13 protein-coding genes are annotated in these 11685 nt (G+C 40.8%); 7 read left to right on the plus strand and 6 right to left on the minus strand.

Translation table 11 applies throughout. From position 1 onward, the window contains the following. Window positions 1-24 precede the first annotated feature (24 nt). Window positions 25-471, plus strand: a complete 447-nt coding sequence (locus ICL16_RS43860) for a Fur family transcriptional regulator (protein WP_190838909.1) — start codon at window positions 25-27, stop codon at window positions 469-471. Between the two features lie 27 nt (window positions 472-498). Here ICL16_RS43860 and ICL16_RS43865 read toward each other — a convergent pair whose 3' ends face one another. Continuing rightward, the gene (locus tag ICL16_RS43865) at window positions 499-3480 is read right to left on the minus strand and encodes a pentapeptide repeat-containing protein (protein ID WP_190838911.1); all 2982 of its coding nucleotides are present in this window, start codon (window positions 3478-3480) and stop codon (window positions 499-501) included. 152 nt (window positions 3481-3632) lie between these two features. Here ICL16_RS43865 and ICL16_RS43870 point away from each other — a divergent pair, with 152 nt between their 5' ends. Continuing rightward, complete coding sequence (locus tag ICL16_RS43870; protein ID WP_190838913.1) at window positions 3633-5339, plus strand: DUF3685 domain-containing protein; 1707 nt, start codon at window positions 3633-3635, stop codon at window positions 5337-5339. 42 nt (window positions 5340-5381) lie between these two features. Here ICL16_RS43870 and ICL16_RS43875 read toward each other — a convergent pair whose 3' ends face one another. From ICL16_RS43875 to ICL16_RS43885, 3 genes are all read right to left on the minus strand, one after another. Then, the gene (locus ICL16_RS43875; RefSeq protein WP_190838915.1) at window positions 5382-6863 is read right to left on the minus strand and encodes an FAD-dependent oxidoreductase; all 1482 of its coding nucleotides are present in this window, start codon (window positions 6861-6863) and stop codon (window positions 5382-5384) included. 64 nt (window positions 6864-6927) lie between these two features. Next, complete coding sequence (gene cobD / locus ICL16_RS43880; protein WP_190838917.1) at window positions 6928-8052, minus strand: threonine-phosphate decarboxylase CobD; 1125 nt, start codon at window positions 8050-8052, stop codon at window positions 6928-6930. Between the two features lie 26 nt (window positions 8053-8078). Beyond that, window positions 8079-8363, minus strand: a complete 285-nt coding sequence (locus tag ICL16_RS43885) for an HU family DNA-binding protein (RefSeq protein ID WP_190838919.1) — start codon at window positions 8361-8363, stop codon at window positions 8079-8081. Window positions 8364-8830: 467 nt separating this feature from the next. Between ICL16_RS43885 and ICL16_RS43890 the strand changes: the two genes are divergently transcribed. The 5 genes from ICL16_RS43890 (at window position 8831) to ICL16_RS43910 (ending at window position 10739) form a co-directional block, all read left to right on the plus strand. Continuing rightward, window positions 8831-9145 carry a type II toxin-antitoxin system prevent-host-death family antitoxin gene (locus tag ICL16_RS43890; RefSeq protein ID WP_190838921.1) on the plus strand — a complete coding sequence of 105 codons (315 nt, stop codon included), beginning with the start codon at window positions 8831-8833 and terminating at the stop codon, window positions 9143-9145. A gap of 8 nt (window positions 9146-9153) precedes the next feature. Beyond that, the gene (locus tag ICL16_RS43895) at window positions 9154-9435 is read left to right on the plus strand and encodes a hypothetical protein (protein WP_190838924.1); all 282 of its coding nucleotides are present in this window, start codon (window positions 9154-9156) and stop codon (window positions 9433-9435) included. Then, a complete protein-coding gene (locus ICL16_RS43900; RefSeq protein WP_190838932.1) occupies window positions 9432-9809 on the plus strand; it encodes a type II toxin-antitoxin system VapC family toxin in 378 nt (125 codons plus the stop codon). Before ICL16_RS43895 ends, ICL16_RS43900 begins: the two co-directional genes overlap by 4 nt. 146 nt (window positions 9810-9955) lie before the next feature. Next, on the plus strand, window positions 9956-10348 hold the full coding sequence (locus ICL16_RS43905) for a hypothetical protein (protein WP_190838934.1): 393 nt from the start codon (window positions 9956-9958) through the stop codon (window positions 10346-10348). A 112-nt stretch (window positions 10349-10460) separates the two neighbouring features. After that, window positions 10461-10739: an RpnC/YadD family protein gene (locus tag ICL16_RS43910; RefSeq protein ID WP_190838936.1), complete on the plus strand. Its 279-nt coding sequence runs from the start codon at window positions 10461-10463 to the stop codon at window positions 10737-10739. A gap of 64 nt (window positions 10740-10803) precedes the next feature. Here ICL16_RS43910 and ICL16_RS43915 read toward each other — a convergent pair whose 3' ends face one another. Both ICL16_RS43915 and ICL16_RS43920 read right to left on the minus strand, forming a co-directional pair. Next, a complete protein-coding gene (locus ICL16_RS43915) occupies window positions 10804-11154 on the minus strand; it encodes a DUF5615 family PIN-like protein (RefSeq protein WP_190838938.1) in 351 nt (116 codons plus the stop codon). Next, the gene (locus tag ICL16_RS43920; protein WP_190838940.1) at window positions 11151-11384 is read right to left on the minus strand and encodes a DUF433 domain-containing protein; all 234 of its coding nucleotides are present in this window, start codon (window positions 11382-11384) and stop codon (window positions 11151-11153) included. Before ICL16_RS43920 ends, ICL16_RS43915 begins: the two co-directional genes overlap by 4 nt. Between the last annotated feature and the right edge of the window lie 301 nt (window positions 11385-11685).

Raw genomic sequence — 11685 nt, forward strand, 5'->3', positions numbered from 1 at the left:
CTCCCCAAATTAAAAGACTAAAATATGCAAAAACAAGCGGTATCGACAAAACCAATTCGTTCCCTTGAAGATGCTCTAGAGCAGTGTCAATCATTAGGTATGCGTGTCAGTCGTCAACGGCGCTTTATTCTCGAACTGCTTTGGCGTGAACAAGAGCATCTATCGGCTAGAGAAATTTATGATCGTCTTAACCAGCAAGGCAAGGCGATCGGTCATACTTCTGTATATCAAAATTTAGAAGCGTTATCAACTCAAGGTATAATTGAGTGCATTGAGCGCTGCGACGGACGTTTATATGGCAATATCAGTGATTCTCACAGCCATGTTCACTGTTTAGATACAAACCAAATTATAGATGTCCATGTGAATCTGCCAGAGGAATTTGTTCGCCAAATTGAAGAACAAACAGGAGTAAAGATTACAGATTATAGTATTAATTTTTACGGCAATCGTAACTTAAAAGAAAGTTAGTTTTTTGTAGTTGCGATCAATCTGCAATCAATACATTTCATCAGTAGGGTTGTGGTTGAAAACTGTTTCATCATCAGTATAATCATCGGATAAATTTGTGCTCATGGGTTCACCTTCTACACTTTCAATTATGCCCATGCCAAGTTGCCCCAACCAAGTAGCCTTATTTTCTGTGCTATTGGCAGTCAGCAGCGGGGATTGATGTAACAGTATTTTCAAAGCAGAAAATTGTTCTAGAGAAAAAACAGCCCCCTGAACTAAAGCAGTTTCTCTACTATCTTCAGAAAGGATAGCTTGAAACAAACAGGCGTTAGTAAGATTAACTAAATCGAGTTTAACGCCTGTAAGATTTGCATCAGTGAGGTTTGCACCAGAAAGATTAGTATCAACAAGATTTGCCCCTGTAAGGTTTGCACCAGAAAGATTGACATTTTGTAAATTTGCTGACTGTAGATTTGCACCAGCTAAATTTACTTCTCTTAACTCAGCATTAGATAAATTAGTGTGTTCAAGATTTGCTGACTTCAGCATAACTTGTGGTAAATAAATAGACGATAAGTTGAGGAAAGCAAGGGATTTTAAGAATGTACGCTCAGCAAATTTATCAGGAGATAAAACTGTAATTTTACCAATTAGCATCATCAATGCTTCCGGTTGAAATCCTGTAGGAGAAGTGGGATTTCCACAGGGGAAAAAAGGAGATTTTGCTTCCCGATGACAAGCACAAAGTAATAAAAACACATTTAGCCCTACCGCCGCATTCACTTGCTCTACATTTAGCTGTAAATCCCCGGCTTGAAAGTAAGTCCAAGCTTGATGCGCTATCCCTTCATCTAACCAACGACCACGACAATAAGCATACCAAAAAGGTAGTAGGCGATCGCACAACAATTGAAAAGAAAACTCACCTTGCTCCCGCCGCAATCCTTCAATCACAAACTCTTCAATTTGTTGACTCAGAATTCCGTAACCAAATAAATTGTAAACACGCAGAGCCACACCACCAGAATCAAGCACAAAAGTCAATTCACCATAACCATCAGCCCGACGCTGAGTTAAACGTTTCAACTCAGTACAAATACCAGAGGCACAAAGATATTCTCCCAACGATTCGTGAGCAAATTCAACTAAACAATTTTGGATTTTGGCTTTTTCCCTGGCAAGAGCTTGGGAATGCGGATTTTGGGATTTTGTCCATCTCTTCCTAAAATACAATGCTGGTAAGTTATCGCAACTAGTCAAATTAACTTGATAACGTTGCGAGTGCAAAATTTGTAGCGCCAAAGCTTGAATCTTCTCCAGTAATTCTTGGGGATGACAACCTTGAAGAAGATTGGCGATCGCCTCTGGTGTACGATGTATATGCCCACTCCCGTACAATTGGAACATACTCTTGCTTCCACCATCCGGATAACCCAACAGCCATTGACTCAGCCGATGGTAAATTTCCCACAACAAAGCAGTACGTGTTGTATCTTGATTATTAGCTGCTAATTGTAATATTTCATCATCTAAAAGTCCGTCACGATGCAAAACAGCTAATAAGTAAAGCATCAAGGGTTGACGAACAAGATTGCTCAGTTCAGAATTGGATTTAACAGAAAATACACCAGGCTGTTTTAAGAACGTAAAAAAGTTTTGTGCAATTGGTAAAGATTGTACTTTTGCCCATTGTCCAAACCATTGTTTCAGTTCATCTTGTGCAAACGGTTGGATAGTAATTCGCTTTAGTTGCCCTTGTAGTTCTTGAGCTTGGAGTAATGCACTTGAACAACTAGTTAACACAATCTTATGACGGCACTCTTGCTGAAGAGTTAATAACTGTTGTAGAAAAATTGCTTTTGCCCTTGTACCTTGATGAGAGGGTGGTAGTTCATCTAAACCGTCGAGTAGTAATAGATACCTGGGCTGGTTGACAGAAACGGACAAGTTGAGGTAAAAATTACCCGAAAAAGCAGAATTCAAAGTTTCCTCTAAACTATTGCCATGTATCACTTGTCGTAAGTCAATTCGTACGGGCATCCAGGTAGGATAAACTTCCTTTGCTACTTGAGCCGCCCAAATTCGGCAAAAACTGGTTTTTCCATATCCAGATTCTGACTCAATGACAGCAATGGTTTCTAAATCAGCTAACTGTTGTTGCGCCCATGTCATTAAATCAACTGAATTGACACCAGATGTTTCTATGGGCAAACCTTTCAAAGGGACGTAAATATCTGTCAGCGCAAAAAATTCCATCAACAAGGGTTCACTAAGTTCTTGGAGCAAATTGGCTCGATAGTGTTCCCGATGTAAGTCAATATCCCCTACAAGTGCTTCAGAGCTAAGTGAGGTTCCCAAACGGAAAAATTTTTGCAGTTGAGCTAAGGGTAAGGCATTATTGGCGATCGCAGCAATTAAATACCCTGGAAGTGCTTTTACCAAACGCTGCGTTATTAGTTTAGCTTCCGTTTCTTCTGCACTATTAGCCACAAACCAAGCCACTGCTGCATGATTCATTTGTTGCACCAGAAGTGAATCTGCGACTAGAGAAAGTGCTTGTTCCGCTTGAGTATCAGTCAATTTCCCGTTCTGGAGAGTTTTCAGTAGCCCTTGCAGTTGCGCATCTTGCAGCTGCCCTTTTGCGCCCCCATCCCATATCATCGCCCGATGAAACCAAGGGCGTTGAAGGTTTTTTTCTTGTTGGAGAACTTGATGCAAAGCTTGAAGATAGGCTATTTGGAATGTTAGCCATACCCCTTCATTGCGTTTTAAGGGCTTTTTTTGCGCAAAAGCACTTACCAAGCTTTCTGTCAACTGAGCAATTACAGTAATTTCAAGACAGGCAATATCTAAAGGCAGTTCTAAAATCTCGGCTAGGATACAGATATCAAAACACACAAGACTTTTGACTTCCATATCCTGAGTAATACGGAATGCTAAGCCGAAAATCTGTCCTGATGAAAATCCTTTTATTTGCTGTATTTCAATAGAGTTTTCTGTCAAAGTTCGCCGAATACTAAAGTTCATTAAATTACACACATAACAGTTACATATCGCAATTATGCTTCATTTTTTAAAATGCCCAAACAAGTCACAATAGTTAAGACTAAGCTAAGTAATTAGAATGTTTTCTCAAAAGTGTGAAAACAGATACCGTGTTTTTCAGCGGATTATAAACGATGCAATGCTTGAAATTATTGTTAGTTGACTCAGATCCCATCTTCCGACTAGGGCTAAGGGTAGCTTTGGAACAAGTCCCTAACGTAGAAGTTGTATCGGAGGCTGAAACATATACTGCTGCCCTACAAACCTTAACACAAGCACAAGACCCACAAAGCTTGAATTTAGTTGTCTTGGAACTGGGAAATGCTCATTCTACTTCAACTTATGAGCTCGGTTTACAACTTTGTCGGCAACTGAAAACCCAGTATTCCAACCTACCGATTTTACTCCTGAGTCATGTCCAAGAACCACGGCTACTTTTGGCAGCAAAGGCGACTGGGATAGATGGTTACTGCCCCAAAGGCATACCCCTGACGGAATTAGTCGCTGCTATGCAATCCGTTGCAAGTGGAGGTTCTTATTGGTTTGGGGATGCTGTATCTGCCTCATTGACGCAATATCAACCAGACGCCCCACCGGGGCGTCTCTACAGTAATCCCTTGACGCAAATCTTGAATAATCAACGGTTGTCAGGAATTGGTTATATTAATACCTCTTTGGCAAATGTAACAGCACAATTGCAAGTGCCGGGATTACCGTTACTTGAGCAGGCAATTTTGGCGGGAAAAAGACGAGAATTACTGACTGCTCGTTGGCTACTCAATCGGTTTTTACCTTCTCCACAGCAAAGGCAAGAGGTACAACCACCTCCGGTAAACTCCACTTTATTTATTCCTCAGAGGGAAATTCCTTCGTCAGTTAGTCCTAGAGCGCTGCAAGCCGAATTATTTGCTGCTTGTATTAATAAACTTCAATTTAATTTACAAAATGTAACAGATGTTCCGCTAGAGATTGACATTTTAAGTCCAAATAAAAAAAGAGAATTACTTTACTTAGTCTTGCAACACTTTGCTAATACTTTAGATGAAATGCGTGCTTCGCAAATTGATACATATCGATTATTTGAACTAAGAAATACCATATTAATTGATTTATGGCAAGCCGTAAACACAGAATTTTTTGGAAAATTCTCTAGAGTGAAAGTAGGTGATAAATATTTAGAAATTGTCCCTTTGTTGCGGCAAGAAGCTTCTGTAGTAGAAACAATTTTGCAGAAAATACCATTAGTTAGCGAGTTATTAGCCTATTTACTGTTTCAAACAAATTTGCAGGTGGATAATACATTATATGTTGCTGGGAGCATAGAAGCTAAAGAACGAGTGTCAATGTTATTAGAAAACTTATTAATTCAGGTAGCAAATGGAGTGGTACAACCACTATTAAATAGATTGGCAGATATAGAGGATATTAAGCAAACTTTTTTTAACAGTCAATTAATTTCTACAAGGGAAATCGAAAGATTTAGAAACAATTTGTCTTGGCAATACCGCTGGAGAAATTATGTAACCGAAGCTCAAGCCATTTTTGAAAGTCGCTATGAACTATTTGTTTTTGCACCTCGCGGGATCGCAAAAGTTTCCATTTATGCGCCACGTACTCAAGAATTAGCTCAACTTTCTAACATACCATTAGTAGTAACATTGGTACTAGAATTTCGTGATGCGATCGCCCCTCGCTTACAATCTTTATTATCTTTATTAGGCAGTGGAGTTGTCTTCATTCTCACCCAAGTAATTGGTCGTGGTATAGGTTTAATTGGTCGTGGTATTCTTCAAGGTATTGGCAGTGTTTCTTTATCCGATAGGAGGAATAAAAAATCGTAGAGACGTTCTGCCGGAACGTCTCTACAGCCTGGGAACGGAAACTCAGAAATTCCAATTGCGACGGAAGAGGAAAAAACTTTCTAAAAACTCTTGCGTAGCAATATTGCGATTTAATCTTTGCTGACTCCATTGAAGTGCAGTTTGTGCTAAAATTTCCGAGAAACTGGGGTAAATAGGAGACAAAGAAGCTAGATGATGAACTTTAATTTTTTGAGCGATCGCTAAAGCAACAAGATTAATTAACTCGTCTGCTTCTGCTCCTAAAATTGAAGCACCCAATATTTCGCCATTATTTAAAACAATTAATTTACAAATACCTGTAGTTTGATCTTGAAGTTGGGCAACTGCTAGTGTTTTAAAATACTGGCGCAGAACTACAACTTCATTTTGATTATATTGACTTATAGCTTGTGCTTCGGTCAGCCCTACTTGGGCTACTATAGGGTTAGTAAAAATTGCCCAAGGAATGCATTGATAACTTACCTTATTAATGGGAAAAAATAGTGAATTTTGTAGGGCTATTCTAGCTTCGTGATTAGCAATATTTGGGCAATCATATCCACCAATAACATCACCACAAGCGTAAATGCGGTGGTTAGTAGTTTGTAATTTATCATTGACAAGCAGACGATTTTGATACCATTTGACGCCTGCTGCTGCTAAATTAAGAAATTCTATATTTGGTTGCTGTGCAAAAGCTACTAAAATTTCATCAGTTTCAATTGCCTTATCTCCAATTTGCAGCCACTTTTGCTCGTCAATTCGCATTACCTGAGTGACTGGTGTTTGTATGACGCGCACACCATCTGCTTCCAACTGACTATAAAGTAATTGGAGAATTTCTGAGTCAAGATAATGAGATAAAATTTGTGGACGATACACAACCAAAATTACACTGCAACCCAATTTTGCCAGAGTTTGGGCAACTTCAATACTTTGGGGAACACCACCAAGAATTACCCATTTTTTTGGTGGGTTAGGACTACTCAGAGATTGCCAGATTTGAGGTAAGGTAAGAAAGCCAGTTTTTTGCAATCCTTCAATGTCAGGAATTGCTGGTACAGAACCGGTAGCAAGTAAATAGGCGCGTGCGCGGAGGTGGCGATCGCCTATAATAAAAGCCAAATTAGGCGATGATTGAAATTGACCACTACCAACAATGACATCAACTCCCTGAGCAGATAGGATCGCAAGTGAATCTTGCTCTTGGAGATTAGAGACAACACCGTCAGCATACAGCATCGCCTGTTGCCAATTCACACAGACAAGGCATTGATCTTGTGTCTGGGGATGAGAAGTATTAATACCAAATTGAGACGTATTACCCAACATTTGGTAAAGGTTGCCCGTTTGTGTAAAAGCGTGATGATAAATCATGCCGTAGGGTGAGTTAACCAAGAGTACGGCATCATTTATTTTTGTTTCTACCAAGGCAACTTTGGCTTTTAATTTAGTAGCACTAAGAGCAGCATAACGTCCAGCAAGACTGCCGCCAATAATCACGATATCGTAGTCAATAGTCACACGAATTCAAAGGTAGGGGAGTAGGGGAGTAGGGGAGTAGGGGAGTAGGAGGCGGGAATATAACTCATAACTCATAACTTTTGATTATGGCGTCTAGTAAGCGCTCGTTGTCAGAGAAAGAGCGTACAGCTACCCGGAAATAGCGATCGCCAAGCTCGGGAAAACTGAGGCAATCGCGAATTAAAATTTGGTGATGCTTGAGTAATTTTTGCTGCAACACAGAGCAGAGTTGTTGTGTTTCTACAAGTAAAAAGTTAGCAGCACTCTTGTAAGGATGCAATCCTGGGATTGAGGCTAAACCATCAAACAGTTGTTGCCGTGCTGGTGGTAGCCATGCCCAGGTTTGTTCCTGAAACTCCCTATCTTGAATTGCTGCTACGGCTGCTGCGGAAGCCAAAGTGTTGACACTCCAGGGATCGCGCCATGACTGCCATGTTCGCAAGCGATTGGGGTGAGAGATCGCATATCCCAGTCGTAGCCCAGGTAGACTGTAGAATTTGGTGAGCGATCGCAAAATTACCAAATTGGGATATTCCTGTACCAATCCAATCAAGCTTTGTTCTTGATTTGGGGGTAAAAAATCCATAAACGCTTCATCTACCACCACCAAGGCAAATTCCTTAAGGTGAGGTATAATTACTTCCCGCGAAAATAAAATTCCTGTCGGATTGTGAGGGTTATTGAGGAGCAACCCCTGGGAATTTTGGATCTTAGTTGCGCGATTTTGGATTGGGATTTCTCCCCCACTCCCATGCTCCCCTACTCCCCCACTCCCATGCTCCCCTACTCCCCCACTCCCCGCCCCCAAAGAAACGGGAAACTCCAGTACTTTAGCAGCATATGCCGCTAGCGATCGGTAGTAATCGCCAAAGGCTGGAGTAATTAAAACGGTTGCACTTAATTGTGCTAATTCCCTACCTGCCAAAGTTAGCAATTCTGCCGAACCATTACCCGGCAGAATCCACTCAGCAGGCAGTTGATGAAAGTGACTGAGAGCAAGTCTCAGTTCACCATAATCAGGATCTGGATAGTGCCGTAAATTAACCAATTGGGACTCAATGGCTGCCATAGCGCTACTTGGTGGTCCCAAAGGGCTGATGCTGGCAGAAAAATCCAGAATAGCACCGGGAGGACAGCCAGCTAATGCTGCTGCCCAAGCTAAATTTCCCCCGTGTGCTGGTTGCCGCATAAAGAAAGGGTTAGCTAAGCGAGAACTTAGGATTTTGGGGGTGCAACTTTTTCTCTAAATAGCTTTCCAGCGGAGAAAGCAGGAACCTTCGTGGCTGGAATTTCCATTTTTTCATTTGTTTTTGGGTTGCGTCCCTCACGAGCTTTGCGTTCCCGTGATTCAAAAGAGCCAAACCCTACTAGTGTAACTTTATCGCCAGAGGAAACCGCTTCGATAATTGATTCCAATGCAGCAGTGAGGACTGCATCAGCTTGCTTTTTGGTTACACTGGCTTTTTCAGCTACAGCATCTACTAATTCGCCTTTGTTCATGTCAAATTCCTTAAGGTTTACTTCAGATTGTCAAATGCTTTTGGCGCATCTTGTACGTAAATCTCTGTGCTGAGATTTACAAAAGCCGTTCCTTGAGAGTATATTTGCTTAAAACGCCCGTAACTCCTATCAGCTCAACTTTTCAATGAATCATTCTAAAGGGTTGTAGCCTGAAGTGGATAGATGAAACCATTAATTTATATAGATTTCAGCATTTTTTATTCAAATTAGTTAATTGTTGCACTAAAAACAGGTATATGAATAGGAATAAATACTTAGCAGACTTTCTTTTTAGAGTGAAAGACGAGATTTCACAGTTAGGGCACAGGGAGGCTAAATACGTAGAAGAAGCGATCGCCAATTTCTATCTGTTCACGATAGCAACCCACTTTTTAGTCGTGATATTTAGGTTGACGTGCAGGAGCCAAAAAATTATTATCGAATTAGGTACATAATTAGGTAACATTGTGATTAACTTGGAAAATATCCACTCCCTAACAGACTTTCGGCGCAATGCCAGTAATTATGTTGAGCAAATCAACGAGACAAAAGCCCCAGTGGTTTTGACTGTGAATGGCGAAGCGGCGGTAGTTGTACAAGATGCCCGTGCTTTCCAAGAAATGCTTAACCGTTTGCAGCAGCTTGAAGACGAACTGAACTACCTGAAGTTAGAAACCTTGCGGCAGGAAATCCAAAAAGGTGTTGAACAAGCTGAGCGAGGCGAACTGCTTGATGGCGAAGAAATTATGGCACGACTCCATAGCCGTCTCCAAGAACTATAGAGGTTAATATGACAAACTCTCAAATGGAATCCAACTATTCTATTAGCAATTTGACAGTGGCTGAATTAGAAGCTCTTATTACCAAGATAGTTCAAAAAGTTATTAGGGAGGAAATTCGCAACAAAAAAGTGGAAAAAGAGATAGTACAATCCCATGAAATGCCAAATAATATTAACTACGCTCAAACACCTCGTCCTTTTGGACTTTGGCGTGGAAGAGTGCAAATGTCAGATGATTTTGATGTACTACCTGAGTCAATCGCAGCAGCTTTTTCTGGCGACTCGGAATGAAACTTTTACTTGATACTCATATTCTGATTTGGTATCTGGCTGACGATCCAAAGTTACCTTTTGCTATTCGTGATTTAATTGTTGAGCCACAGCATCAAGTTTTTGTTAGTGTTGCAACTGTTTGGGAAATTGCAATTAAAAAGGCGTTGGGTAAGTTAACAACTCCTGACAATCTACCTGAGGTTTTAGTCGCGTGCCGTTTTGAGGTACTACCAATTACTTTATATCATGCTTTACAGGCAGGTGGTTTACCACGTCATCATGATGATCCATTTGACCGCATGTTAATTGCACAAACAATGTTAGAAGGTTTAACTTTTGTAACACGAGATTCTAGGATTCCAGCTTACGGCGTTTCAATTTTGACTCTCTAGAAAAGAGAATACCTAATTACACAGTAAGTGTACAGGGAGCATCAATACAGAGAAAGAGCGATCGCCAATTTCTCTCGGTTCAAAATCGCAACTCACTTGTGACTTTTGAATGCGTGACTTTTGACTTTTGACGAACCCGAAGGGGCGTGACTCGGTTCCCCTATGATCGGTTTGCCAAGGACTACCTGCAAGAGCTATTATCTCCATTAGGCTCAGTAGAAACAAGTAAGGATGTCGCTGGGGAAGTATTAGAAGTTGATGTTTATTTTCTCCCAAGAGAGCAACCGCAAATTGATCGAGAAAGCTTGGGATTACTCGGCAGATTTGCCCAAACAAAAGCACTGATTGAACCGTTTCGCAACCCAGTCACAAACTCAGAAGTGGGCAAGGGAAGAGTTCAAAAAAGGGCAATTGAAGAATTGCTTGCGTTGGATGTGAACAATCCTTTCCGTAGCAAAGCGATGGATTTATTGGCTAACTTGAAAACTACCATTAAATTAAATCAGAATTTAGATATAGCAATCCTAATTGAGTTATGAACCGCCAAGACGCCTTCGCGCAGCGTCTCCGCCAGGAGAAGAGCGCCAAGAAAAGAAAGACTTGTGTTTGCAAATCATTTAGGACTGCTATAGAGAAGAGCGGAACTTAGTTATGCAGTTATCACCAATTTATGAACAACGTTTGGCAGAAGCTCAACAAATAGATAGAGAGGAAGGCAGGCTTGAAGGCAGGCTTGAAGGCAGGCTTGAAGGAGTTCAAAATGAACGTCATACAACTATCGAAAATTTACTTCTAGTTCGGTTTGGGACTTTAGATAACGAGCTGCAAACAATCATTGAATCTTTATTAGCTTTACCACCCGAAGAGTTCACTTCTTTATTGATACAATTGTTTCGTGAGGAATTGCTCAGTCAGTTTGGCACTTCTTAAAATTGACAGTAAAAAGTGAGGCTGACAATTCTCTGTTAGCCTCACATATAGAGAGCAAAAATATTTAGTTAAAACTGACGATATCGCCTATTTCGACAATCTCTTCACCTTGTCGCAGGCGTTCTAAAGCATCTGGAAAAGTAGCAGTAAGAAGTTGCCGGAGGTGACGATTTGTGACGTTGCCACAAGTTAACCAAAGAATTTGCGGAGGTGTTCCCAACCGACAAACCAAATCAACAAAATCACTGTCCTTCGTCATGATTACAACTTTAGCTACACGCGCTGCATCAAAGATTTGTATATCTTGGGCATCTCGCAAGCCTAAATCTTTCAAAGCAGTGGCACTAACTGCAAAGGTGTTGCTTAGCCAAAGTGCCAATGTTGGTGGTAATTGAGCATCAATCCAAATGTTCATGCACTCAGCCGAGGAAAATCCGTGCGGCGTGCTGCAAACAAAAGACAAGCCTGAATATCTTCAGGTTCCAGATCGGGAAAATCCTCTAGAATTTCTGCAGGACTAACATTTTCACCTAACATCTCTAAAATATCACTGACACGGATTCGCATTCCTCTTATACAGGGACGTCCCCCGCACTGCCCAGGATTTTGTGTAATCCGACGGATAAGAGTAGCTGTTTCACTCATTGCGTGACTAATTATGAATTACTAGTTAATTATAAGAACTTATTTCGGTAGGAAGGACGACAGGAAGGGCAGCGTTTGGTGCTGGAAAACTTGCTTTATTACACAGTGAGTGTACAGGGAGCATTAATACAGAGAAAGAGCGATCGCCAATTTCTCTCGGTTCAAAATTGCAACTCACTTGTGACTCCTGATATTTTCGGTTGACGTACAGGAGCCAAAAAAATATAGTCGAATTATAATTTCAGTAACGGATTGTCAAATTAATGACTCGGTTTCCCTATGATCGGTTTGCTCTCGTAAT

Origin of the sequence: Iningainema tapete BLCC-T55 (assembly GCF_014698965.1) — a bacterium.
GTDB lineage: Bacteria > Cyanobacteriota > Cyanobacteriia > Cyanobacteriales > Nostocaceae > Iningainema > Iningainema tapete.

Excerpts from the sequence above, each read along its gene's own strand:
- ICL16_RS43860 (WP_190838909.1), top strand. The coding sequence starts at position 25 with ATGCAAAAACAAGCGGTATCGACAAAACCAATTCGTTCCCTTGAAGAT.
- ICL16_RS43900 (WP_190838932.1), top strand. The coding sequence starts at position 9,432 with ATGAAACTTTTACTTGATACTCATATTCTGATTTGGTATCTGGCTGAC.
- cobD (WP_190838917.1), bottom strand. The coding sequence starts at position 8,052 with ATGCGGCAACCAGCACACGGGGGAAATTTAGCTTGGGCAGCAGCATTA.
- ICL16_RS43870 (WP_190838913.1), top strand. The coding sequence starts at position 3,633 with ATGCAATGCTTGAAATTATTGTTAGTTGACTCAGATCCCATCTTCCGA.
- ICL16_RS43910 (WP_190838936.1), top strand. The coding sequence starts at position 10,461 with ATGCAGTTATCACCAATTTATGAACAACGTTTGGCAGAAGCTCAACAA.
- ICL16_RS43920 (WP_190838940.1), bottom strand. The coding sequence starts at position 11,384 with ATGAGTGAAACAGCTACTCTTATCCGTCGGATTACACAAAATCCTGGG.
- ICL16_RS43915 (WP_190838938.1), bottom strand. The coding sequence starts at position 11,154 with ATGAACATTTGGATTGATGCTCAATTACCACCAACATTGGCACTTTGG.
- ICL16_RS43895 (WP_190838924.1), top strand. The coding sequence starts at position 9,154 with ATGACAAACTCTCAAATGGAATCCAACTATTCTATTAGCAATTTGACA.
- ICL16_RS43865 (WP_190838911.1), bottom strand. The coding sequence starts at position 3,480 with ATGAACTTTAGTATTCGGCGAACTTTGACAGAAAACTCTATTGAAATA.
- ICL16_RS43885 (WP_190838919.1), bottom strand. The coding sequence starts at position 8,363 with ATGAACAAAGGCGAATTAGTAGATGCTGTAGCTGAAAAAGCCAGTGTA.